Source organism: Singulisphaera rosea, assembly GCF_054877945.1.
On sequence record NZ_JBTYIP020000002.1, the window covers coordinates 93,532 to 117,511 of the forward strand.

The window sequence follows — 23,980 nt, forward strand, 5'->3', positions numbered from 1 at the left end:
TGCGGATCGCTCCTAGTGGGGGACGTTCCCGCCGGGGTTTTCGATCGCCTTGATCCAGGCATAGAGGGTTTTTCGGCTCACTCCCAGGTTCGCCGCGGCCCGGCTCTTGTTGCCCAACGCGTCGCGGAGTGCCTGCTGGATCTTCACTCGCCTGGCCTCGCTGATCTCGGCCTCGGAGGGACCGGCGAGCTCGGCTGCGGTCGGTCCGGACTCTCGATCGGCGTGACCTCCTCGCGCGGGGATCGTGAGGAAATGACGGCCGGTAAGGATCGGTCCGTCTTCCAACAAGGCGGCTTGCGCGAGGACATGCTGGAGCTCTCGCAGGTTGCCGGGCCAGGCATGCTCCCTGAGTTTCTGGTGGAAGATCGGGGTCAATCCCACCAGCTCGCGATCCATCTGCACTTCAAGGGTCTCGAGGATGGGGTCGACGAGGAGCGGGATGTCGTCGAGTCGATCGCGCAAAGGGGGGACCTTGAGCGTCAGGTTGTTGAGTCGGTAGTAGAGATCCGCCCGGAATCGGCCACGCTCGACGAGTAGGGCGAGCGGTTGATTCGAGGCCGAGACGATTCGAAAATTGACGGGGATCGAGGCGTTGCCGCCGACCCTGGTGATCTCGCGCTGCTGGATCGCCCGCAGAAGGGCGACCTGGCCGTGCGGGCTGAGGTCGCCGACCTCGTCGAGGAACAAGGTCCCGTTGTGGGCGAGCTCGAACTTCCCGAGCCTCCGGCGATCGGCCCCCGTGAACGAACCGCGTTCGTGGCCGAAGAGCTCGCTCTCGAGGAGCGAGTCGGCGATGGCGCCGCAGTTCACGGTCACCAGCGCTCCTTGCAGGCGGCCGCTCAGGCGGTGGATGTGGGTCGCGACGAGTTCTTTCCCGACCCCCGACTCTCCCTCGACGCAGACGTTGAGGTCGCAGGCCGCGGCCCTGGGGATCAGGCGGAAGAGCTCACGCATGGCGGGCGTGGTGCCGATCATCGGGCCGAGTCCCGTTTGTCGTTCGCCCTCGGGGTGGATGGCCACGGCCTGGAAACGCCGGATCGCGGTGGTCACCGCGCCCTCGATCGGGAACCGACCGAAGACCGAGCCTCCCACGAATCCATCGAACGTACTCTGGCGATAAACCTGCTCGAGGTCTTCCGGCAAGGTGATCGGCCCCCCGAAGACGAGACAAAGGAGCCGAGGGTTGATCCGTCTTGCGACGTCGAGCGCCTTGTTGAGCCGACGGATGTCCTGCTGAAGGCGATCCCGACGCTCGGGGATGTCGTCGAGGACTCGAGTCAGGCCGGCGGTCAGAATCAACATGTCAATGCCTGACTCGACGAACTGAGACACGGCCTCGACCTCGGCGCCGACGAAGCCGATGGTGGCGAGTCCAAACTTCCGCGCGTCGTCCAGTAGTCGGGTCTCGGCCTCGACGGTGCACCCCTCGGCCTCGAAGATCTGTCGGATGTTCCCGTCGAGCAGTGTCAGCGAGGGGTAGTTGATGACGCCCGCCACCCCCCAAGATCGAAGTCGAGCCAGCCGCTCGTCTGCCGGACAGGTCGGGTCGCCGGCCAATACGCCCGCCACCACGGGAGTCGTTCCCGAGGCCGGCAGAATCCGATCGCGAACCAAACCCTCCATCACGTCGTTACTATTCTGGAACGGTAGGCAGGTCGCCAGGGCCGAGATTCCCTGGTTCCGATAAACTCCTGCGCTGAGGCCCAGGAGGAAATCGACATGAAGCTCCGCGGCCAACCGCGCGACCTGCCCCGTGTCGGCGACGACTCCGAGGATCGGCGAGTCCGGACGCCCACTCTCGCCGATCCGTTCCGATCGAAACCGCTTCAGACGTTCGGACATGGCTCACCGACGCTGTGAACTGGATACCTTGGCCAACGGGACTCAGGTTACAAAAAAGTGACACCAGGTAACAACACGGTGCCATCTGGTCACCGACGTCCGTCAACGTCATGATAAAGGGGTGCCTGTTTCTTCGCTTGAACAACAGGCGGCCGAACGAGTTTCGTCGACAGTCAGGACGAGTCGCGTCTTCTCGGCGGGATGGCACGGCGCATGCATTGAGAGTTGAAGCGTCAGGCCCCGCGTTTTCTCCCACCGCGACCCGCCGATTGCCCTCCGACATCCCCCAAATCCACGGTGCCGCGATGCCGCGATTGAGACTCTCGTTGGTTTTCGGGTTTCTCTTGAACAGCCTCTGGCCCCATGTTCGTCCTGCCCAGGCCAAAGACCAGCCTCCGAGTCCGGAACAGATCCAGTTCTTCGAGTCGCGGGTCCGGCCGACGTTGACCGACCATTGCGCGAAGTGCCACGGGGCTGAGAAGCAGAAGGCCGGGCTCCGGGTCGACTCGCGCGGGGCCTTGCTGGCCGGCGGCGACTCGGGACCGGCCGTGGTTCCGGGGAACACCGAGGAAAGCCTGCTGGTCAGCGCGATCCAGCATGGCGAAGACGGCCCGAAGATGCCCCCCTCGAAGAAGCTTCCTGCAAAGCAGATCGACGACCTGACCCAGTGGGTCAAGATGGGAGCCCCCTGGCCGGGAAGTGACGACGCCGCGGCCCCCTCGGCGACTCGCCGAGGGGCATTCACGATCTCCGAGAAAGACCGGTCACACTGGGCCTTCCAGCCGATTCGTCCTCCACTCATCCCCTCGGTCAATGACTCGTCGTGGGTTTCGAATCCCGTCGATGCTTTCATCCTCTCCAAGCTCGAGTCGAAGGGGCTCCATCCCAACCCGCCCGCCGAGAAGCGGCAGTTGATCCGGCGGGCTTCATACGACTTGACGGGGCTCCCCCCCACGCTCGAAGAGGTCGAGGACTTCCTGAAAGATGCTTCTCCGGACGCGTATGCCTTGATGATCGATCGGCTCCTGGATTCGCCCCGATACGGCGAGAAGTGGGGCCGACACTGGCTCGACCTCGTCCGCTACGCGGAAACAAACAGCTACGAGCGCGACAACCCCAAGCCCAACGCCTGGCGATACCGAGACTACGTGATCCGCTCGTTCAACGACGACAAGCCCTTCGATCGTTTCGTCCGCGAGCAACTCGCAGGCGACGAGCTGCCCGACTCCAGCGCCGACGCCGTCGTCGCCACCGGCTTCTATCGCCTGGGGATCTGGGATGACGAGCCGACCGACCGCGAGCAGGCGCGATACGACGGCCTCGATGACATCGTCGCCACCACGGGCCAGGTCTTCCTCGGGCTGACGGTCGACTGCGCACGTTGCCACGACCACAAGCTCGATCCGATCGCCCAGAAAGATTACTACCGGCTCGTCTCATTCTTTCAAAATATCAACAACTACAGAAACGGTGGCCCGACCGACGAGGCCCCGATCTTCCGGGACGACGCAGCCCGACGGTCGTTCGAGCTCGAAGTCGAGGCGTTCCGCAAGAAACGGGATGGCCTCCAGGCCGAGATCACCGCGATTGAAGAGGCGTTCCGCCTTGCCGGCCAGGACTCGGACGGGGCCCAATCGCAGGCCGACCTCGACGACCTGCACTATCGGTTCTACCGCGACACCTGGGAAAAGCTCCCCGACTTCGCCTCGCTCAAGCCCGAGGACACGGGGACGCTTCCTCGGTCCCTCTTCGACCTCGGCCCTCGCACCCGAAACGACGCCTTCGGCTTCGTCTTCGACGGCGTGCTCATCGTCCCCAAAGACGGCCGTTACACGTTCCACCTCGACTCCGACGATGGTGCCCGGCTGACGGTCGCGGGAAACGTGGTCGTCGAATATGACGGGATCCACCCCCTCGGAGCCGCGGGGCGTCAAGGCGAGGTTGAACTGCCGAAAGGCCGGGTCCCGATCCGTCTCGAGTACTTCCAGAACACCGGAGGGTTCGGCCTGTCCGTCGCCTGGTCGGGTCCCGACTTCGTGAAGCGATCTCTCTCGGCTCATGACCGAAAACGCGGCGCCGCCCAGGCCGAGTTCGCCCGAGCGTTCAAGGCCGATGGCCCTCGCCTCCTGGGAGTCGAGCGTGCGGCCCGCTACGAGCGACTCCGGGCCGAGCTCAAGGCCCTGCCCCGCGAGATCAAGCCCGACGATAATGCGCTCTGCGTCACCGAAGCCGGGCCCTCGGCTCCCCCGACTTTCGTGCTCTTGCGGGGCAATCCCCACGTCCAGGGCGACCAGGTCGAGCCCGCGTTCCTCGAGGTGATCGGGGCGCCGAGGCCGGTGATCCCCACCCCTCCCCCGACGGCCCATACCAGCGGGCGCCGGCTCGTGCTCGCCGACTGGATCGCATCAACCGAGAATCCCCTCACCGCGCGGGTCATGGCGAACCGGATCTGGCAGTACCACTTCGGCCGAGGGATCGTGCGTTCGCCGAACAACTTCGGCGTGCAAGGGGACAAGCCGACCCATCCGGAACTCCTCGACTGGCTCGCGTCGGAGCTCGTGCGCGGGGGCTGGAAGCTCAAGCCACTCCATCGCATGATCATGCTCTCGAATGCCTACCGGATGTCGTCCCAGGCCCAGGAAACCGCGCTGGCGAAGGACCCGACCAACGACACGTTCTGGCGGTTCGACATGCGTCGGTTGAGTGCCGAGGAAATCCGCGACACGATCCTCAGCGTCAGCGGGACGTTGAACCCGAAGATGTACGGCCCCGGAGTCTATCCCGAGATCCCCGCCGAGGTCATGGCCGGACAGTCGGTCCCCGGCTCGGGATGGGGCAAGTCGACCCCCGAGGAGCAGGCCCGCCGGAGCGTCTATATCCACGTCAAGCGGTCGCTGCTGACCCCGATCCTGGAAGGGTTCGACGTCGCCGAAACCGACCGCTCGACGCCGGTCCGCTTCGCCACGACCCAGCCGACCCAGGCTCTCGCGATGCTCAACGGTTCGTTCCTCAATCGTCAGGCGGAAATCCTCGCTCGCCGGGTTCGTCGAGAGGGGGGCAAGACGCTGCCCTCGAGGGTCGATCGGGCCCTCCGGCTCGCCACCACTCGCCCCCCCTCGGACGCTGAGGTGGCACGAGGCGTGGCCCTCGTCGAGTCGCTCAAGGCCCGCGAAGGGGCTACCGACGACTCGGCGTTGCAGACCTTCTGCCTCGTGGTGTTGAACCTCAACGAAATGATCTACGTCGATTGAAACCTCGGCTCGCAACCTGTTTTTTTTAAAACGGGTTTCTGAGCGGAGGAGACGTCGGTAACCCAGGAGGGGTCGTCGACGTTGCGGGCGTCAGAAACCCGTTATTTAAGAAAATAACGGGTTTCGATAGATACTCTGAAACCCAACCGACGACGGAGTCTTGATATGAACCGACCGACGTCCGACTCGAAGCCCGCCTCGACGTTCTGCCAGCGGACCCGTCGCGAATTCCTCTGGGAAGCCGGGGGTGGCTTCACCGGCCTGGCGCTCTCGGGCTTGCTCACCGGCGACGGCTTCTTCGGGAAGAGGGCCCGTGCGGCCGAGGCGGCCTCGCGGCTGGCGAACCCGCTCGCCCCCAAGCCGGCGCACTTCCCCGCGAAGGCCAAGAGCGTCATCTTCCTGTTCATGTACGGCGGCCCGAGTCAGGTCGACACGTTCGACTACAAGCCCACGCTCTACGGGCTCGACGGCAAGACCATCCCCGTAAAGACGTTCGGCCGAGGGGGCAAGAAGAACGAAGGCCGCGTCGTCGGCCCGAAGTGGTCGTTCCGCCAGTACGGCCAGTCCGGCAAGTGGGTCAGCCAGCTCTTCCCGCACCTCGCAACCTGCGTCGACGACATCGCATTCCTCCACTCGATGACCGCCGACTCGCCGATCCACGGCTCGGCAATGCTTCAGATGAACACGGGCAAGATCCTCTCGGGCAGCCCGTGTCTCGGTTCGTGGGTCAACTATGGGTTGGGGAGCGTCAACGAAAACCTCCCCGGCTTCGTCGTGATGCTCGACCCGACGGGCGGCCCGATCAGTGGCGCCAAGAATTGGTCGAGCGGCTACATGCCCGCCTCGTATCAGGGGACGATCCTTCGGTCGGCCGGGGTCCCGGTCCTCGACCTCAAGCGAGGCGGGGAGATGACCGAATCGGCCCAACGCCAGTTGCTCGACACCCTCCACGGATATAACAGCGACCACCTCGCCCCCCGCGCCGACAACAGCAATCTCGCGGCCCGGATCGCCAGCTACGAGATGGCGTTCTCGATGCAGCAGCACGCCCCCGAGGCCGTGGAACTCGCGCAGGAGCCCGACGAGACCAAGGAGCTTTACGGGCTGGACGAGGAGAAAACCCGCGACTTCGGCAAGCGTTGCCTCCTGGCCCGACGACTGGTCGAGCGCGGCGTCCGGTTCGTCCAGCTCTACGCCGGAGGCGCCCACAACGATAGCAACTGGGATGCCCACGGCGACCTCGAGCAGAACCACAACTATCATGCCGGCCGGACCGACAAGCCGATCGCGGCCCTGCTCAAGGACCTGAAGCGCCGCGGCATGCTTGACGAGACCCTGGTGATCTGGGGCGGCGAGTTCGGTCGCCAGCCGACTGCCGAGTACGCCAACGGCACCGGCCGCGACCACAACGCCTACGGCTTCACCATGTGGATGGCCGGAGGCGGAGTCAAAGGGGGCACGAGCGTCGGCGAGACCGACGAGCTCGGCGCCTTCGCCGTCACCGACCGATTCCACGTCAAGAACCTCCACGCCACGGTCCTCAACCAGATGGGCCTCGACCCGAACCACCTCTCGTACTTCTACAACGGCCTCGACCAGAAGCTCGTCGGTGTCGAAGGGGCCGAGCCCATCAGCCAGATCATCTGAGCCCGCTGAAACGATCCCTCTGCCGAGGGCCGAGTGAAGATCGATCGGACGCCCTGGCCAATGGCCCTCGACGACCAACGAGGGGCGTTGACCCGGGCGTCCCGCTCGTCTACACCCTTGGGTTGGCGAGGCCTCAACGTTGCGAGTTCACCAAACCGTTGGGAGTCACTGGGAGAGGCGCATCGTCTCGCGGCCGAACGTGCCTCGCGTCTCCCGGTCCCGATACTGAACAAGGACATATTTTCATGAGCATTCTCAGAGCCATTGCGGTCGCGACTTTGGCAGGCGTGGCGGCGGCGTCGACGACGGCCCGAGCCGACGAGAAACCGAGCGGGTCGGCCGAGCACGCATACCGGCTCCTCGCGTCCGACCGCGACCGCGTCGCCATCGTCGGCCCCGGGGGTGAGGTCGAGTGGGAGGTGCCCTGCCAGGGGAGCGCCCACGACCTCGCGCTCTTGCCGAACGGCAACATTCTCTACCCGAAGGACAGCACGACGATCGTCGAGATGACGCCCCAGAAAGAGGTGGTCTGGAGCTACGTGTCCCGGCCCAAGGAAGGCTACCGGGGGGCCGTCGAGGTCCATGCCTTTCAACGACTCGCCGACGGCTCGACCGTGATCGCGGAGAGTGGTAACCGCCGAATCGTCGAGGTCGACAAGGGTGGACGAATCGTCCGAGAGATCGCGCTGAAGGTCGACCACCCCGACTCCCATCGCGATACTCGGATGGTACGCAAGCTCGAAAACGGCCACTACCTGGTTTGCCAGGAAGGGGATGGCGTCGTCCGCGAGTATGACGGTTCCGGCGCGGTCGTCTGGAGCTACGCCCTCGACCTCGCGGGACGCCCCCGTACGCCCGGGCATGGCCACGAAGGGCATGGGACCGACGTCTTCGGAGCCATCCGACTCCCCAACGGCAACACGATGATCGCCGCCGGGAACGGCAATCGGGTCATCGAAGTCACCCCGGCGGGCAAGGTGGTCTGGAGCGTCGAGCACGACGAACTGCCCGGCATCCGGCTCGCCTGGGTGACCACCCTCCAACTCCTCCCCAACGGCAACCTCATCGTCGGCAACTGCCACGCCGGCCCGGACAATCCCCAGCTCTTTGAAATCACCCGCGACAAAAAAGTCGTCTGGACATTCAAAGACTTCAAGACGTTCGGCAATAGCCTGGCCGTCGGCCGCGTCCTTGATATCCCGGGGCCGGTGATTCGCTGATTCGACCTGGTTACGGATCGCGCGATCTCTCATTCCCCGGCTTTGATGAGGGAGCCGGGGATTGGTCGGACAATCCAAGTCTCGTCAACGCGATCCAATCAAGGCGCGGGCTTGGGATCCTGGATTCTCGTCTCGGGCCCGCCAGCCGCGTTGCGCTCATGGATCCGAATGTAATGGTCGGTCAATGAGGTATGGAGGACGGGCACCGGGACCTTCGGCATGTGGCAACCGAGGCAATCCTTGGTCGGGTTGACCTTGCAAACGGTTGGCTCGGCCGTCCCCGAGTTTGAGGTTGTCGACGGCTCTTTGTCGAGCATCGGAGTGGTCGCCGTCGCTTGAGACGGCCGAGGTTCTTTGGTCGAGGAGTGGCACTCGAGGCACTTGGCTTCGTAGAAAACGGCTGAGCGTGGCGAGTCTCGATGGGGGTCGTGGCAGGTCACGCAGCTCAAAGCCCCGCCGCTGTCCGTATAGCATCGACTGAAGGTGAACGTCAGGCCAGACGACCGGACCCACTTCGGATCTTCGGGGGTCGCCCGGATGGCCGACGGATCGCCGACGATGTGGCACTGGGTGCATTGGGCGTTGATGGTCTCGCCGTGCGAGGAGCCGACGTTGACGATCGCCCGGTCGGCCATGCCTGCCGAGGCCGAGGCCAGGTGATTCGCCCCTGGCCCGTGGCAACGCTCGCAGCCGATCCCGCGATCGGCCGCCGCGGGGCTCTGGTGGACGGTCCCAAGGGCCGGGTTGCGGAAGTCGTTCGGATTCGTGACGTGGCAGTAGACGCATCGGACAACACCATCGCGGGTCGGGACCTCCTGGCCTCGCACGTTGGCGAGCGGGTCGGCGTTCCCGCCGTCGCCCGCCGTCCGATCCCACCCCGAGCCCTTGTCGTCGTGGTAGTGGGAGAGCCGAAGAGCCCGGTAGTTCCCCTCGTCGTCACGCCCCACCATCGAGAAGTAACGTTCGGGAGTGCCGAACGCATAGTCGACGAGAAGCTTGTAGGTCGTGTCCTTGACCTTGGTCGAGAGGTGGAGCGTGTCCCCGACGCGCTCGAGTCGATGCGTCACCTTCGGGTCGTCAGGGTCGACCAACGGACGATCCGGGAGTGGGAGCTTGAGTAGTTCGTCGCCGCGGTAGAACGTCCGCGCGTGTCGCGACTGGTCGTAGGCGTGGCCGATCGACGAGTGGCACGGGTCGCAGCGCTTCGCGCTCACGAATGGGCTCGGCTCCGGGATCAAGGGATGCTCGGCCCGCCACGTCCCTGCCTTGTCCAAGGCACTGAGCGCCTCCTTGGGCTTCCCTTCCTGGAGATCGGCCCGGGACTCGAGCCAGTACGCCTCACGATCAACCTCGCCGGCTCCCGACGCTTTGAGCAAGGGGGCGAGATAGCGCTTCGCCCTCGAGGGCTCGCCGACTTGCAAGAGCGAGCGGGCCAGGAGTCTGGCGTAGTGGTCCGGAGCGTGCTGGGCCCCTTTCGCCTTGGGGTCGAGCGTGAGCCCACGTTCGAGGGCCTCGACGGCCGCAGCCGGATCGTCCATCAAGGAGCGGATGTTGCCGAGTTGGAGCAGGCCCCGTGCCTCCCACCCCGGCTGCTTCGAAACTCGGAGCGCGAAGGACGCCGCCTCGTCGAGCCGCTGTCGGTCCGTCAGTAGCCGCGTGAGTGCGTGAAGCATCTCCGGATGCTCCGGCGAGCGCTTCGAAGCCCCCGACCAGACGTCGAGGGCCATCTGGCCGCTCCCCAACCGGCCGAGCACGAGGCCCCGCAGATAGAGGTCCTCGACCTCCATCGGAGTCGAGCTGAGCCGATTGTTGTAGAGTGTCATCGCACTCTCGTCCCGTTCGAGTCGGACGGAGGATCTTGCCAGGATCCTGACGGCCTCTCGATCCTCCTTGTCGACCTTCATCCGGGCCCGCGCCAATCTCGCGGCGTCCTCCCAGTCCTTGCGTTGATAGGCCGCGCGGGCCTCGGCGAGCAAGTCGGGTGACCGCCCAAGTCGAATCACCAGGACGCCGACGACGCCCACGACGAGGATGGCGACGGCCCCTCCCACAATCCGGCCCATCGTTCCGTTCGACGGATGCTCCGCGGCCATGCGTCCGAGATCTCCTCACGAGCGTCTGAACAAGGGCATCGTCGGATAGGCGACGATCGCCCCGACGGCGACCCTCGCGGTTCGATGCGGGTGGGGCCGACTGCATCCCCCGGCAACGTCCCCTTGCGGCGAGATGCCTACGGGCCCAGGATCCCGACACAACACAAACGCCCGCCTTGTCGTGCCAAAACCAGGAACGTCGTTGTGTTCGGGGCCATCATACGACGACACCAAACCGAGATGAATCCTCGAGGCGGAGCGAGATTGGGATTGGCGAATCCGCTGCTGTCACGATCGCCAACTTACGTCCCACCATTATCGGTCGGGTCGTAAGGCTGTCAAGCAGGACGGTTTGCGCACGGGATTCCGAACCCTCGAGGGCGAATTCATTCTTTGATAGTTCCAAAATACGCGTCGGATGCGATTGTCAGGATTTCTCTAGAATCGATTAAGGTCCTTGACTTGGATAGGTCCGTGATGGAATGGTGTGGAACCGATTGTCTCCCCGCCGGACGCTTCATCGTGGCGCGACATTGACGAGAGCGATCGAAGGTTACTTCGGCGCGTCCGGGACGATCGGGGCTCGTACCTTATCACGCACAAGGAGTCCTCGCCTGATGACGCGAACGGAGTTCCCCAGGGCGAGGCCGTTGAGATCAGGGGTCCTCGCGGGAGTGGTGGTGTCGCTGTTCCACTTCGGTTGCGGTGAGAACCCCTCGACGGCCCCCAACCCGGCACCGCTGAACAAACGAGCCAAATTCCAGGACCTCAACCCCGAGCCTGCCAAACGCATCAAGAAAGGAATCAAGAATCGACGGTGATCGCGGCCGAGTCTCGGCCTGCCAGGAATTCGTCCGGTCGTTGCTGGTTGGAAGGCATCCTTGCAAGTCCGCGATCTATTGGCGTCGGATTTCGAGCCCCATCCCCCTCAATCGCGAGAGTGAACCATGCCGAGGAAGACCCATGACACTCGCCCGACGCGGGCTTTCACCCTGATCGAGCTGCTCGTTGTCATCGCGATCATCGCGGTCCTGATCGCATTGTTGTTGCCGGCCGTGCAGGCGGCCCGCGAGGCGGCCCGTCGCATCCAATGCACGAACAACCTGAAGCAGCTCGCGCTCGGCGAGCACAACTATCACTCCGCCAACGGCTCCTTCACCATGGGGGGCTATGACGCGAATGCGGCGACCGGCGTCTTCGCCGGGGCGGCCTGGGAACGCGGCTGCCTCGTCGGGGTGCTCCCCTTCATCGAGCAAGCCCCGCTCTACGCCGCCTACAACACCAACCTCCGCTACACGACCGACCAGAATCGGACGATCCTCGGGGCCCAAATCTCCGCGCTCTGGTGCCCGAGCGACGGTAAGGTCTCCCAGAAACTCCCCCCGGCGACCACCTATGGCTTCGACGTCGGCCACAACTCGTATCGAGGGGTCTGTGGCCCCTGGGACAACCCCCCGCGCGGCTCCAACTGGAGCACGGGCCTGACCACGAACCCGAACTGGTCGGCCCTCGTCGGCAACGCCCTCGGGGTCTTCTACATGTTCAGCAAGACCACGATCAACGAGATCACCGACGGGACGAGCAACACTTTCATGTTCGGCGAAGGGAGCTACGGCGGCCTCTCCTCATCCGATCAAGTGTGCTGGCATTGGTGGATGGCCGGCAGTTACGGGGATACGCTCCAAAACTGCATGTATGCACCCAACCCGCCGACTTCGTGGGATTACCCGAGCCCAACCGTCTCAGGCGCCCTCCTGAACGGCAACGCGAGCCCCTACTTGCTCTCCGCCTCGAGCTTCCATCCGGGCGGCTGCAACTTCGCCATGTGCGACGGGTCGGTCAAGTTCATCAAGAACACGATCAACTCGTGGCCGATCAACCAGTCCGGGCAGTTCATGCCCGCGAATCTGACGCTCGCAAACCCGTTCTCGCCGGGTGACGGATTTACGTATGGGGTTTATACTCTGAACCCCGGAACCACCATGGGCGTCTATCAGGCCCTATCGACCCGGAACGGTGGCGAAGTCATCAGCGCCGACGCCTTCTGAGTCGTTGTCCCATTTGATGTTTGTTGGCTTATGGAGCGAAGTCGGTGCTGAGATCCGTGGAGGGTGGGCGCTGTCCACCGGCATTCCGGAAGGCTCGGTGGGCAGCGCCCATCCTACGGAAAGCGAGCGGATCGCCGCGAATGTCCCATCCCGCAATTGGGAGCACCGATTTCGCCCCATGAACCACGGCGAGTTCTTCATCGTGAACGTGGCGGGGAGCTTGGTTTGGGACCATCCAGGAGCGCCGAGGCGATGAGCGTGGACGATGCCGTGAGCCCTTCGATCGGCAGGGGCAACCTCCCCGGAACTCCTCTCGTCGGCAGTCATCTGCGGCTGAGCGCGGTGGACCATCTTCGCGGGTTGGTGATGGTGGTTATGGTGCTCGACCACACTCGGGATTTCTTCATGAATTCCCAGATCGACCCGACCGACCTGTCGAAAACGACGCTCCCCTTGTTTTTCACGCGATGGGTCACGCATTACTGCGCCCCGGTGTTCGTCTTCCTCGCGGGGACGGGAGCCTTCCTCGCCGGCGCGAGGGGCAAGTCACGAGGTCAACTTTCTCTCTTTCTTCTGACCCGAGGGCTTTGGCTGATCGTCCTGGAGCTCACGGCGGTCAAGTTGGGCTGGTATTTCCGGCTCGACTACTCATTCGTGCTCCTCACGGTCCTCTGGGCGATCGGGGGTGCGATGGTCGTGCTTTCGGCCCTCGTCTTCCTGCCGGTCCCAATGGTCGCTGCCGTCGGCCTCGCCATCGTGGTCGGACACAACCTATGGGATGGCGCTCCCCCTTCCGGCGTTCTCGGGGCACTGCTTCGTCCGACCGGATTCCAACCGGCCGAGGGAGTCAATATCCTCGTCGCCTACTCTCTGATTCCCTGGACCGGGGTGATGGCGTGCGGTTATGGCTTCGGTTCGCTAATGCTCCTCAAACACCGGGTGCGTCGGCGAACCGTCCTTGTTTTGGGGGCTGTCCTGACGATCGGTTTCGTGCTGGTCCGTGGATTCAACCATTACGGGGACCCGAGACCTTGGGTGCCCCAGCCGCATTGGTCCATGAGTGTGGCGTCTTTCCTCAACTGCCAGAAATACCCTCCCTCCCTCGACTATCTCTTGATGACCCTCGGCCCTGCCCTGATGCTGCTCGCGTGGTTCGATCGGCCGGCCGGTGTCGTCGGACGGCAATTGATCATTCTGGGACGTGTTCCTCTGTTCTATTACCTGCTCCAGTGGTACATCATCCATGCACTTGCGGTCGTCTTCGCTATCCTGCGGGGAGACCCGACGGCCTGGCTCTTCAAAGACGCCCCGTTTCAATCCCCTCCTGGCTATGGCTTCGGCCTTCCCATCGTCTATGGGATGTGGGCCCTGGCCGTCGTCCTGCTCTATTTTCCCTGTCGATGGTTCGCGGCGCTCAAGCAACGGAGACGCGATCCCTGGCTGAGCTATCTTTAATCCGTTTCGATGTCACGCATTCGCTCAGACCATAGGTTGCGCGAAGGTGAATACCGGTGCTCGTGGCCGTAAGTCTTAGAATTTTAAAAGCTTGTGATCAGTTGGCTGCGCACGCCGAGGGATGGAAGTGCGATTTACTGTGAATTGGATTTGGGAGCCGAGATCGAGGATAGCGATTTCATGTCACACGTCTCACGATCAAGAGGTGCGCGAATACGCTGCGGGACCCCTTCAACGAACGGCTCGAATTTCACTGCACCATGTCTTGCATTGGAATTGTTTGTTTGAAGTGATCATCTATACGCTAGTCGGTGCAGACTTCCTTCAGGATGGCTTAGTCCATGATCGATCGCAAATGTTTTCTGGTGTCCCGCCGTCACGCGATTAGACTCGGCTTTATTCTTGGGGTGGGCGCAATCCACGGGTGTAACACTTCTGAGGAAGCGTCCGTACCCAAGTTTGGAAAGTCGAAACGAGAACTCGAAGCCGAGAGCCGGCCGGTCAAAGGGAAGTCGAAACGAAAGACCAATTGATGTGCGACTTTCGGTCGAGCCACCGTCTTCGACCATAACGCTCGGGAAGGGCCCGTCATTACTTGACGAAATCACCTTCCTCCGGCCTTCGGTTCTACCTCACGACTTCCTTCCATCACCCACGATTTCTCGTTCTCGACCTTCCGGTGCTCCAAAGCCTCCGCGTTTCTCCTCGAGATCCCTCGGGGCCTTTGTTGAATCAAGGTCTTCATGCTTCTTTACTCGTGATCCAGGAGGCTTGGTCAATGTCGATTCTGTCCGTCGAGCGGGCCAAACGTCGCGGTTTTACCCTGATCGAGCTGTTGGTTGTCATCGCGATCATCGCCGTCCTGATTGCGTTGCTCCTGCCCGCCGTTCAAGCCGCGCGTGAGGCCGCCCGTCGCGCCTCTTGCGTCAATAATCTGAAGCAGATCGGCCTCGCCGCGATGAACTACGAAAGCGGCAGCGGCTGCTATCCCCCCGGTGCGACCGCCATCATGATCAATCCGGCCGCCGACGGCGTCCAGGGCGTGACGCAGGGGTTGCACTCGAGCCACAGTTATCTTATCGCAATGCTTCAATACGTGGAAGGTGGTTCGCTCTACAACGCCTTGAACTCAAGCATCCATGTGAATGCTTGCGCGAATTCGACGATCCACGGCGTCGGCACTTCCTGGATGTGGTGCCCCAGCGACGGGAAGGTTTCGGCTTCCTTGGACACCTTCAGCCAGGGCGACTTCGGCGGCTGGTGCCCGGGCCAGCACGTGATCATGCGATTCACGTCATATGGTGGTAACGCCGGGACCTGGTTCAATTTTCGTAACGACCAGAGCCTCACCGACGGGACCGTTCAGACCCGGGCCCCAGGACAAAACGGCGTCATCATCAAGTTCCAGAACGTGACGATCGCCTCGATCACCGACGGCACCAGCAACACGATCATGACCGGCGAGTTCGCTTACGGTAAGATGAGCCCGGTCGATCTCATCTGCTATCACTGGTGGACCGCGGCGAATTTCGCCGACACGTTGTTCACCACCAGGTATCCGATCAATCCCAAGCTGCCGGGCGGTGACGACGGTTCCGTCTTCCCGGCGTCGGCGGGCAGCTTTCACCCCGGTGGGGCGAATTTCGGCCTCGCCGATGGCTCGGTCCGATTCATCAAGGACACGGTGAGCTCGTGGTCGACCCCGACTGGGTCGAACCCCGCCCCGATTACCTGCTTGCAGAACCCCTATGGCCCTTGCACCGTCAATGCCGGTGCGCCTCCCTTCCCCGTTTATCAGGCCCTATCGACCCGGAACGGTGGCGAAGTCATCAGCGCGGATTCTTACTGAGTCTCGAACTGATTTAACGTGATCTCAAAGGCGGTGCGGCATCCTCTTATCAGGATGACACACCGCCTTCTCCTTGCGCCATGAGCACTGCGATTCAGCTGAATCTTGATCAGGAACGACGACCTCGAATCGAGTGATGGATCCTGGTGAGTCAAGATCGCGAAATCGTTCCTCCGACACGGTGGGTTAGGCGAGGATCTTGCGGAGGACTTCCCCCGAAACGTCGGTAAGACGGAAGTCGCGGCCGGCGTAGCGGTAGGTGAGTTTCGTGTGGTCGAAGCCCATGAGGTGGAGGATCGTCGCGTGGTAATCGTGGACGTGGACCGGGTCGGCGACGATGTGGATTCCATGCTCGTCGGTCTCGCCGTAGCTCATCCCACCTTTGACGCCGGCCCCGACGAGGAATGACGAGAAGGCGTCGGCGTAGTGGTTGCGGCCCTTGGAGGTCGGGGTGTCGGTCCAGGGGGTGCGACCGAACTCGGTGCAGCCGGCGATCAGGGTCCGGTCGAGGAGGCCACGGGCCTTGAGGTCGGCGATCAAGGCGGCGACGGCACGGTCGACGCGCAAGGCCTTGGGGCGGTGGTCCTTCATGTCGCCGTGGGCGTCCCAGTTGTCGCTCGAGCCGTTGTCGATCAACTCGACCACGCGAACGCCCCTCTCGATCAGGCGGCGGGCGATCAGGCACTGGTAGGCGAACGACTTTCGGTCGCCTCGCGTGATCCCGTATCGTTCGAGGGTCGCGTCGGACTCTTGGGAAAGGTCGAAGACCTCGGGGGCCTCGCGCATCATGCCGTGGGCGACGTCGGCGCTGGTGATCCGGGCGCGGAGGTCGAGATCGTCGGTCCTGTCTCGGGCGTGCCGCTCATTGACGTCTCGGAGCATGATCCGTTCGAGCTCCCCGAGCGTCGCGGAACGCGCGGAGGGACGCAGATCGGGGATCGGCTCGTCGCCGGGGATGATACGCACGCCTTGATGGGAAGGCGGAAGAAAGTTGCTGTCCCAGACCTGCGACCCGGCATAAGGGAGATGCTCGGCGAGGACGACGTACGAGGGAAGGTTCGGGTTATAGGTCCCCAACCCGTAGCTCAGCCATGAACCTAGGCTGGGCATTGGTACGGTGGCCGAGCCGGTATGCATCGCGAGCACGGCCTGGAAGTGCTCGACGATGTCGGTGTGCATCGTGCGGATGACGCAAAGCTCGTCGGCCAGGCCTCCGAGATGGGGAAAGAGCTCGCTGATCCTCAGGCCCGACTCGCCGCACGACCGGAACTCAAACGGAGATCCGAGCAGCGGTTGCGTGCTCGTCTCCCGGAGCGAGACCGCCGAGACCGACTTCCCTTGATCCTTGCGAAGCTTCGGCTTCTCGTCGAAGGTGTCGACGTGCGACACCCCTCCCGTCAGGAACAGGACGATCAACTGCTCGGCCTTCGGCGCGAAATGCGCCCGCTTCGGGCCGAGGACCTGGCCATCGCCCATCGCGGCCGCTCGGGCGAGCGTATTGTGGAGGTTCGACGCACCCAGAGATGCCGCCCCCAACGAGGAACGTCGGAGGAATTCCCGCCGGTCGATTGATCTATCAAACATGAGAGTCGCTCTCCGGAGGAATCTGCCTCGGGCCAGGCCGTGCGACCACGCTGCGTGACGCGACAGACTCTCAATCGAGATAGAGGAACTCGTTCGCGGTGAGAATGACCTTGGCGAGGCTGACCCATGCGTCGAGATCGGCGTCGGGGACAGGACGCCCCGACGCTTCCGACTCTCGGGCGAACGTGCGGAGATAGTCACGGAACGTCTCAACCTCCCCAGGAACGAGAGGGCGGCCCCAGGCGAGGGTCGTCGCGAGGTTGAGCCGATGGGTGACATCGGGCGCCTCGGCGATCAAACGGTTCGCAAGGGCTCGTGCCTGGTCCTGGACGAACGGGTTGTTCATCAGGAAGAGCGCCTGGAGCGGGACGTTGGCACTCGTGCGGCGGTCGGTCGAGTGATTCGTGTCGGGGCCGTCGAACAGGGCGAGATAGGGGTGACGTTGGAGGCGCTGAGTCATCAGATAGACGCTGCGGCGATCGGTCGTGTAGACCGCCTTGAACGGCGAATGCTGGGTCCAGCGCCACTCGGAGATGGGGGGAAAGGGATGTTCACCCGCGACGCGGAGGTCGAGCGTTCCGGAAGCCGAGAGCATCGCATCCCGGATCGCTTCGGCGTCGAGGCGACGGCGATCGAACCGCCAGTACCAACGGTTCTCGGGATCTTTCGCCGACGCGTCCGAGGCCGGTCCGCTCGCCAACTGGTATGTCTTCGAAGTCACGATCAGGCGGTGGAGGGCCTTGATCGACCAGCCGTTCGAAACGAATTGGGATGTGAGCCAGTCGAGTAATTCCGGATGGGTCGGCTCGTCGCCTCGGATGCCGAAATTGGAAGGCGACCCCACGATCCCTCGGCCGAAGTGGTGGTGCCAGACTCGGTTGACCATGACCCTTGCGGTGAGCGGATTCTCCGGGGCTGTGAGCCAGGTCGCGAGTTCCAGTCGACCGCTCGACCCATCAGGCATCCGAGGCGGGTTCGTGCCGGCCAGGAACGCCGGGACATTCCTCGCGACGACGGCGCCGCGCGTCGACGGCTCGCCATGCAGGTGGACGGCCTCAGCGATGGGCGTCGACTCGTGGACCGCGTAGGCGCCCGGCAAATCGGCCGGGAGACCCCATTTGCGGTCCGCGTCCTTCTGGCGCTCGAGTCGAGCCTTCGCGTCGAAGGCGGCTCTTGCAACCTGCTTGTTCCGCTCGAGCTGGGCCATTTGGTCCTTGAGCGTCGCCGTCGCTTGCCCGCTCGCTTCGAGCGCGGTGATGGACTTGGACAGCGACTGGATCGCCCGATCCCACTCGAGGGTACGTTCCTCGAGACGTTGTTTTTCCCGGTCGATGTTCTCGTCGGCGGGACTCTTCGCGAGGGTCTCGCGGTACGTTGTCCAATGGGCCGCCGCTTCATTCGGGGGTGTGAGAGGCGCGAAATTGGCCCTCGGGAACTTCTTGGACTGGAACTCTTCGGAGCCGGCGTACGGGAACTTCGTGCTCGCGAAGATCCCGTAGAGGGCATAGTAATCCGTGTTCGTGACTGGGTCGAACTTATGGTCGTGACAGCGGGCGCAACGGAGGGTCAGGCCGAGGAAGGCGCGACCGGTGGTCTCGATCGTGTCTTCGAGGGTGAGATGCCAGAGTTCTTCGGGTGCGGTGCCGTATCGACGGGAGAGCGCGAGGAAGCCCGTCGCGATCACCTGCTCCGCATAGCGTCCGCGGGGGCCTTGGACGGCGAGGATGTCACCGGCGAGTTGCTCTCGGACGAATTCGTCGTAGGGCTTGTCCGCGTTGAATGCGTCGATGATGTAGTCGCGGTAGAGTCTCGCCTCCGGGACGGGGTAGTCGGCGTTGTCACCGGCCGTGTCGGCGTACCGGACGACGTCCATCCAATGGCGTCCCCAACGCTCACCGTAATGGGGTGAAGCAAGGAGTCGATCGACGACTCGTTCATAGGCATTGGGTGATCCGTCCCAGAGGAAGCTGTCGAGCTCTTCCGGAGTTGGCGGAAGCCCGATGAGGTCGAAGCTAAGCCGCCTCAGAAGTGTTCGTTTCTCGGCGGGCTCGACGCGGGTGAGACCATGGGCCGTCCGGCTTGCGGAGATAAACCGGTCGATGGGATGGTGAGTCGAGTCGTTTGGATCGTCGGGAACCGTCACGGGTTTGACCGGCTCGAAGGCCCAGTGAGGCTGGGCCTCGAAAGATCGCTTGCTCGAGGGCGTGGGCTTGGGCCAGGGTGCTCCAGTCTTGATCCAGCGCTCGAAGTCGGCGACCACGACGTCCGGCAAGCGTCGTCCGGGAGGCATGCGGATCGACTCATGCTGATAACGGATCGCCTGGAGAAGAACGCTCTCTCCCGGTTGCCCGGGGACGATTGCCGGCCCTTCATCTCCCCCGTTGAGGAGTCCTTCGCGGGAGTCGACCCGCAGACCCCCTCCTACCTTCTTCCCGCCGTGGCATGGGAAGCACGTTTCGGCGAGGACGGGGCGGATTTTGGTTTCGAAGAACACTTCCGATTCACCGGTCGAGTCGGCGTTCACGACCGGGCCGACGAGCAACGTCGCGACGGAGACCAGGAGAATCGTGCGCCACATCAGCAACGTCCTCGGCCTCGAAAACCACGCTCGGACGATCTTCGTCCGGGTCGTGTTCGCCCACACTTGTCGAGCAAGAGTTTAACAGGGGCTTTGCGAGGCGTCGACAATACAATTCTCGCTAACGTGACCACCTTGGCGCGGATTTCTCTCACGCGGCCGAGGAGAAGCTCATTCTCCCAGTCTTTGATGAATTATCACTTGGGACTTATGATGCCTCTATTTCTCGTTGCCACGGAGACCGTGGGAACGCGGAAAATTGATGTTCCCAATTGTCGTGTTTTGGAGACTGAACGGCAGAAGCGAATGAGCATGAGGACCGGAAATGCAAACGGGCAGGCCGAAGCCTGCCCGTCGAGCATGGTCCTGAGGTGAAGGAGGTTCACGTGAGTCTTGCGACGGAACCTCGCTTGAGATCAGTCGAGCGTGTCGATCTTCTCGGCGTGCTTGCTGTCGCGGAACTTCTTCCGGAACTCTTCCTGCTGCTTATGGAAGATGGTCCGGAGGTCGTCCGACTGTCCCGGTTGGGTCAGGTCTTGCCCCTTCTTGGTGACGGCCAGGAAGCCGATGCACATCTCATCGGTCGTGGCCTCGCCCCAGGTGACCAGTTTCGGGGGGTGGTTGGGGTTGTGCGGGTTCTTGTCGGAGTTGTCGTAGTGGGCGACGACGTTGAGCACGGTCCCCTTGGGGAGGGTGAGCGGCTTCTCGAAGTAGTATGTGTACTGCCAGCCGAAGTCCCAGCCGGGGATATTGATGAGGTCTTCCTTGTGGCCGTCCGGGTAAGTGAGCGACATCCTCATGTCCTTGCCGAGCAGGTGCATGTGCGGGGTGACCGCCCAGGCCTCGAGGTCGACGGGGACGGGCCAGGACGCCTTGGCTTCAATGTTCGAGTCGTTCGGCGGGAGCTTGAGGTCGTACTTGAGTGCGGCCGACCAGTGGAGGATCTGCCGAATCGGCTTGCGCGAGAAGTACAGGCCGATTTTGGATCGGTCGGTCTCGGTCTTCCCGTTGGGGTGGTAGTGGATCTGGAGGACGATGTCGGCCCCCTTGGGCAGGGCGCGCCCGATGCCGTCGACCAGATAGCTGGCCTGGTTACCCGGGGCCCATCCGCCGAGGTCGCCGTGGATCTCGATTCCGGGGCCCGAGAAGCAGGCATACCCGAGGCCGGGGTCGGCGGCGTCCTTCTTGCGGGCCTCGCCGGTCGTGTCGACGTATCCGAGCAGGTGGTGGACGACCGCGCGATTATCCGGCTGGTATTCGATTCCGGAGATGTAAACATCTTTCGGGAGGTTGGTCGGCAGCACGAAGCAGCGGTAGACGTCGCTTCCCCCGGCGGGGACTTCAAAGGGTCCGGGGAGCTCGATGACGAGGTCCGGCTTGCCGAGGGTCCAGTCGTCGGGGAATTTCATCGGAGGAGGGAGCTGCGCGAGGTCGCCCTGGGGGGCACCCGCTTCGGCCCAGGAGGCGAGGGTGGCGATGTCAGCCGTCGAGAGCGAGCGGTCGTGCTTGAATTTCGGACCAATCCCGGCTTCTGCCTTCCAAGGGGGCATCAGCCGATCTTCGACGACCGACGCGAGGTCATCGGCTCGTTTCCTGGCCTGTTCATAGGTTTCGAGTGGAAAAGGCCCGACCTGGCCGGGACGGTGACATTCCTGGCAGTTCTTCTGGAGGATCCGTGAGACTTCCTTCGCGTACGTCGGCACAGGACCTTCTTCGGCCGCCTTCGGGATCGGGCAGCCGACGGGCTTGACGTAGGCGGTGGCGACCTCGCGCCCGCCCAGGACGGCCGCGATGGCGTCGTGGAGTTCGGCCCCCTTGGGGTTGGCATTCCGCTTCTGGCGGTCGGCGAACTGGTCGTCGATCCGGCCGTGGTATCGGATCCGTCCTTCCGCGTCGATCAGGAACGCTTCCGGAGTCGCCGTCGCTCCCAGGTGGGCGGCCACCTTACCCCGGCGGTCGCGGACGACGGGGAACTTGAAGCCGAAGTCGTTGGCGTGCGTGGCGACGTCGGCGTTGCTGAGGTCGGGGTCGACGCAGATGCCTACCAGTTTCAAGGAGTTCGTCGGGAATTCGTCGGCCAGCCGATTGAGCGTCGGGCTGTAGGCGTTCGAAATCGGGCATTCGGACGAGTAGAAGATCAAGGCCGTGGCCCCGCCCTTCGGCGCGGAGACCTCGACCGTTTTGCCGTCCGTCCCGACGAGCTTCGGAATTTGAACGCTTTTCAACTCGGCCGCGGTTGAGCCAGGGATGGCGATGAGCCAGGCCGAGAGTGTAAGGATGGTTAGGGCAATCGGTTTGGCATGCGTCGACGCCGATCCATTCATCGAGAAGCTCCAGCAGGTATTCGGGACGATCTGCAATCGTGGCATCGTTGGGGGGGATTATTCAGCGCTACGAGGCTTTTACGAGACTCGGGCGATGCCGCCAAAGTTCGCGATCGCCGGGGTTTCGTCCAATCAATCCGTTTCCATGATCATAGACTTCCTCACCCTAATTTCCTCGAGAATATTTCGAGAGGGGCGTGAAAACACCGACAGGGATCACCGAAGGTGGGGAGCAACTCCGTCCCGGGAAGTGACTTTCGAGACGGCGCATGGTTCCGATCGCCGGGGATGCGAGCCGGGCAAGATCCTCAGCGTGATCCCCGGAATCACGAGGATGAGTTCCTCGTCACCGGTTCGCAGCAAGACGATCACTGAGGTTGGGCGACTGCGGGAATGGGGGCTGAGGGCGAAGGAGCTTCGTCGTGTTCGCCGGCGGAGGCCACGGCCATGAGGAAGAAACCGGCGAGGAGTGAGGCTGAGAGGGTCAGCCGGTCGTGGGCGTGGAACTGGAGCTCGGGGAGCAGGTCGCTCAAGGCAATGCAGAGGAACGTCCCCGCCGAGAACGCCAGGGCCGCGGCGGTCCCGTACACCGCCGACTGGGGCCCGAGGCCGCCGAGCCCGATGAAGAACAGGACGACCCCGACGGGGATCATCAGGGCGAAGCCGAGGTTGACGAGGTGGGCCGTCCGTCGGGGCATGCCTGCGCGGAGCATCAGGCTCACAATCGTGAGGGCGTCGGCGGGTTTGTGAACCAAGGTCGCGAGGAAGACGCCCCACGCGGCCGCGCCTAGGCCTCGACGTTCTCCCCACTCCGACGCCGCCGCGCTCGCGAGGGCGACCCCTCCGGCGAGCGAGTGGGCGGCGAGTCCGAAGGCCGCCGCCCCCCAGTGCAACGAGGTCCCTTTGGCGTCCGAGCCGGGTCCGCCCGGCGCCTCGACGTCGATCAGCCCCGCCGAATGCCCACGGCCATGGGCGTGTTCGTGGGGATGCGTCGGACAAGGTTCGGACGGGTCCGCGGGGGACTCGTGGTGATGGAAGGCGAAGAACCGCTCGAGGAAGAACATTGCCAGGAGGCCGCCGGCCGTCCAATGCAGCGCCCCGGCCGATCCCAGGTGGACGGCCTCGGGGAGCATGTGGAAGAAGACCGCGCCGAGCATCGCCCCGGCGGAAAAGCTTAAATAAATTTGAAGGCGAGTATGCGTCAGGACAGTGGCGAGCGGGAGGATCCCGCCGAGCAAGCTCACCCCGACGATCGCAGCGCTGAAGAGCGCGAGAGTCAGCGTCATCGCGGCCCCTACCCCTCTCGCTCCGAGCCTCGCCCCTTGTTCCGAAGGCCTTGCGCGGAAATAATAATGTTCAGACTTCACGTCGGCCGCAGCCAGGCTATCGGCCCCCTGGGCCGCGCCCGCAACTCGATCCGACCCGCGAGGGGATCGTCATGCCCAAGTTGAGCGAACCGGAAATCCTCGAGAGGATGCCGACCGCCAGAGATTGGGAACACCGCGGCGATATGCTCGTCCGCACCTGGCATTTCCCATCGTTCCGCCGCGCCTTGGACTTTGTCAATCAGGTGGCTGCCCTGGCCGAGAAGAACGACCATCACCCCGACATCGTCTTGAGTTACCGCCAGGTCCGGCTCGAACTCTCCACGCATTCGGACGGCGGGCTGACCCCTCTCGACTTTTCGTTCGCGTCCGAAATCAACGGCCTGCCGCACGATCGTTGAGGTCGCACGAGGCGACGAAAAACCCCCGACGCACAAGGCCGGGGGTTGGAAGAGACTTCAAGATTCAGGCCATCGCGGGGGACGGCCGCAGAAATTAGACGGCGGGGCGCTTCGGGCCCGACTGCCCCGGGGCCAGCCGCCGGAACTTGGTCTTCGGCAGGTTGTAGACACCGCTCGTCGGCGTCCAGCGCTCGTCTTCCTGGAGCAAGGCGAGTCGCTCGGCCCTGGTAAGGACGTTGCGAGAACGGCTCATGCCGCCGGCCTTTTTCAAGCTCTTATCGATCGACATCAGCAAACTCCTCCGACGCCTTACCCGGGAACCCACGCCCCATGCCTTGGCGTCCGCAACCACTTCAGGGCCGA

General features: G+C 63.5%; 15 protein-coding genes. 8 read left to right on the plus strand and 7 right to left on the minus strand.

Annotated features, from left to right (window positions below; translation table 11 throughout):
• Window positions 1–12 precede the first annotated feature (12 nt).
• Window positions 13–1,842 carry a phosphoenolpyruvate hydrolase family protein gene (locus ACYOEI_RS03615; RefSeq protein ID WP_462847931.1) on the minus strand — a complete coding sequence of 610 codons (1,830 nt, stop codon included), beginning with the start codon at window positions 1,840–1,842 and terminating at the stop codon, window positions 13–15.
• A 305-nt stretch (window positions 1,843–2,147) separates the two neighbouring features.
• On the opposite strand from ACYOEI_RS03615, the gene ACYOEI_RS03620 reads away from it, so the two are divergent.
• The 3 genes from ACYOEI_RS03620 to ACYOEI_RS03630 all read left to right on the plus strand — a co-directional run bounded on the left by ACYOEI_RS03620 (window position 2,148) and on the right by ACYOEI_RS03630 (window position 7,960).
• Window positions 2,148–5,093 (plus strand): DUF1553 domain-containing protein, encoded by a 2,946-nt coding sequence (locus tag ACYOEI_RS03620; RefSeq protein WP_462847933.1) that lies wholly within the window; start codon window positions 2,148–2,150, stop codon window positions 5,091–5,093.
• Between the two features lie 165 nt (window positions 5,094–5,258).
• Entirely contained in the window at window positions 5,259–6,740 is a 1,482-nt protein-coding gene (locus tag ACYOEI_RS03625; RefSeq protein ID WP_462847934.1) for a DUF1501 domain-containing protein, read from the plus strand.
• Between the two features lie 245 nt (window positions 6,741–6,985).
• Window positions 6,986–7,960, plus strand: a complete 975-nt coding sequence (locus tag ACYOEI_RS03630; RefSeq protein WP_462847935.1) for an outer membrane protein assembly factor BamB family protein — start codon at window positions 6,986–6,988, stop codon at window positions 7,958–7,960.
• A 98-nt stretch (window positions 7,961–8,058) separates the two neighbouring features.
• Here the strand turns inward: ACYOEI_RS03630 and ACYOEI_RS03635 are convergent, their stop codons facing one another.
• Entirely contained in the window at window positions 8,059–10,053 is a 1,995-nt protein-coding gene (locus ACYOEI_RS03635) for a tetratricopeptide repeat protein (RefSeq protein WP_462847936.1), read from the minus strand.
• A 617-nt stretch (window positions 10,054–10,670) separates the two neighbouring features.
• Between ACYOEI_RS03635 and ACYOEI_RS03640 the strand changes: the two genes are divergently transcribed.
• The 4 genes from ACYOEI_RS03640 (at window position 10,671) to ACYOEI_RS03655 (ending at window position 15,405) form a co-directional block, all read left to right on the plus strand.
• Window positions 10,671–10,874, plus strand: a complete 204-nt coding sequence (locus ACYOEI_RS03640) for a hypothetical protein (RefSeq protein ID WP_462847937.1) — start codon at window positions 10,671–10,673, stop codon at window positions 10,872–10,874.
• 126 nt (window positions 10,875–11,000) lie between these two features.
• Window positions 11,001–12,101, plus strand: a complete 1,101-nt coding sequence (locus tag ACYOEI_RS03645) for a DUF1559 family PulG-like putative transporter (protein ID WP_462847938.1) — start codon at window positions 11,001–11,003, stop codon at window positions 12,099–12,101.
• Window positions 12,102–12,353: 252 nt separating this feature from the next.
• Complete coding sequence (locus ACYOEI_RS03650; protein WP_462847939.1) at window positions 12,354–13,556, plus strand: acetyltransferase domain-containing protein; 1,203 nt, start codon at window positions 12,354–12,356, stop codon at window positions 13,554–13,556.
• 778 nt (window positions 13,557–14,334) lie between these two features.
• Window positions 14,335–15,405 (plus strand): DUF1559 family PulG-like putative transporter, encoded by a 1,071-nt coding sequence (locus ACYOEI_RS03655; RefSeq protein WP_462847940.1) that lies wholly within the window; start codon window positions 14,335–14,337, stop codon window positions 15,403–15,405.
• Between the two features lie 186 nt (window positions 15,406–15,591).
• Here ACYOEI_RS03655 and ACYOEI_RS03660 read toward each other — a convergent pair whose 3' ends face one another.
• The 4 genes from ACYOEI_RS03660 to ACYOEI_RS03675 all read right to left on the minus strand — a co-directional run bounded on the left by ACYOEI_RS03660 (window position 15,592) and on the right by ACYOEI_RS03675 (window position 23,177).
• Window positions 15,592–16,989, minus strand: a complete 1,398-nt coding sequence (locus ACYOEI_RS03660; RefSeq protein ID WP_462847941.1) for a DUF1501 domain-containing protein — start codon at window positions 16,987–16,989, stop codon at window positions 15,592–15,594.
• A 70-nt stretch (window positions 16,990–17,059) separates the two neighbouring features.
• Entirely contained in the window at window positions 17,060–19,567 is a 2,508-nt protein-coding gene (locus tag ACYOEI_RS03665; RefSeq protein WP_462847942.1) for a PSD1 and planctomycete cytochrome C domain-containing protein, read from the minus strand.
• A 416-nt stretch (window positions 19,568–19,983) separates the two neighbouring features.
• The gene (locus ACYOEI_RS03670; RefSeq protein ID WP_462847943.1) at window positions 19,984–21,891 is read right to left on the minus strand and encodes a redoxin domain-containing protein; all 1,908 of its coding nucleotides are present in this window, start codon (window positions 21,889–21,891) and stop codon (window positions 19,984–19,986) included.
• A 368-nt stretch (window positions 21,892–22,259) separates the two neighbouring features.
• Window positions 22,260–23,177: a ZIP family metal transporter gene (locus ACYOEI_RS03675; protein ID WP_462847944.1), complete on the minus strand. Its 918-nt coding sequence runs from the start codon at window positions 23,175–23,177 to the stop codon at window positions 22,260–22,262.
• Between the two features lie 152 nt (window positions 23,178–23,329).
• Here ACYOEI_RS03675 and ACYOEI_RS03680 point away from each other — a divergent pair, with 152 nt between their 5' ends.
• Complete coding sequence (locus ACYOEI_RS03680) at window positions 23,330–23,617, plus strand: 4a-hydroxytetrahydrobiopterin dehydratase (RefSeq protein WP_462847945.1); 288 nt, start codon at window positions 23,330–23,332, stop codon at window positions 23,615–23,617.
• A gap of 94 nt (window positions 23,618–23,711) precedes the next feature.
• Here the strand turns inward: ACYOEI_RS03680 and ACYOEI_RS03685 are convergent, their stop codons facing one another.
• Window positions 23,712–23,906, minus strand: coding sequence for a small basic protein (locus tag ACYOEI_RS03685; RefSeq protein WP_462847946.1), 195 nt, complete (start codon window positions 23,904–23,906; stop codon window positions 23,712–23,714).
• Between the last annotated feature and the right edge of the window lie 74 nt (window positions 23,907–23,980).

Bases quoted from the DNA above. Each gene is read 5' to 3' on its own strand.
- ACYOEI_RS03635 (WP_462847936.1), bottom strand. From the start codon at position 10,053: ATGGCCGCGGAGCATCCGTCGAACGGAACGATGGGCCGGATTGTGGGA.
- ACYOEI_RS03675 (WP_462847944.1), bottom strand. From the start codon at position 23,177: ATGACGCTGACTCTCGCGCTCTTCAGCGCTGCGATCGTCGGGGTGAGC.
- ACYOEI_RS03660 (WP_462847941.1), bottom strand. From the start codon at position 16,989: ATGTTTGATAGATCAATCGACCGGCGGGAATTCCTCCGACGTTCCTCG.
- ACYOEI_RS03630 (WP_462847935.1), top strand. From the start codon at position 6,986: ATGAGCATTCTCAGAGCCATTGCGGTCGCGACTTTGGCAGGCGTGGCG.
- ACYOEI_RS03650 (WP_462847939.1), top strand. From the start codon at position 12,354: ATGAGCGTGGACGATGCCGTGAGCCCTTCGATCGGCAGGGGCAACCTC.
- ACYOEI_RS03670 (WP_462847943.1), bottom strand. From the start codon at position 21,891: ATGAATGGATCGGCGTCGACGCATGCCAAACCGATTGCCCTAACCATC.
- ACYOEI_RS03685 (WP_462847946.1), bottom strand. From the start codon at position 23,906: ATGTCGATCGATAAGAGCTTGAAAAAGGCCGGCGGCATGAGCCGTTCT.
- ACYOEI_RS03645 (WP_462847938.1), top strand. From the start codon at position 11,001: ATGCCGAGGAAGACCCATGACACTCGCCCGACGCGGGCTTTCACCCTG.
- ACYOEI_RS03615 (WP_462847931.1), bottom strand. From the start codon at position 1,842: ATGTCCGAACGTCTGAAGCGGTTTCGATCGGAACGGATCGGCGAGAGT.
- ACYOEI_RS03680 (WP_462847945.1), top strand. From the start codon at position 23,330: ATGCCCAAGTTGAGCGAACCGGAAATCCTCGAGAGGATGCCGACCGCC.
- ACYOEI_RS03625 (WP_462847934.1), top strand. From the start codon at position 5,259: ATGAACCGACCGACGTCCGACTCGAAGCCCGCCTCGACGTTCTGCCAG.
- ACYOEI_RS03665 (WP_462847942.1), bottom strand. From the start codon at position 19,567: ATGTGGCGCACGATTCTCCTGGTCTCCGTCGCGACGTTGCTCGTCGGC.
- ACYOEI_RS03620 (WP_462847933.1), top strand. From the start codon at position 2,148: ATGCCGCGATTGAGACTCTCGTTGGTTTTCGGGTTTCTCTTGAACAGC.
- ACYOEI_RS03655 (WP_462847940.1), top strand. From the start codon at position 14,335: ATGTCGATTCTGTCCGTCGAGCGGGCCAAACGTCGCGGTTTTACCCTG.
- ACYOEI_RS03640 (WP_462847937.1), top strand. From the start codon at position 10,671: ATGACGCGAACGGAGTTCCCCAGGGCGAGGCCGTTGAGATCAGGGGTC.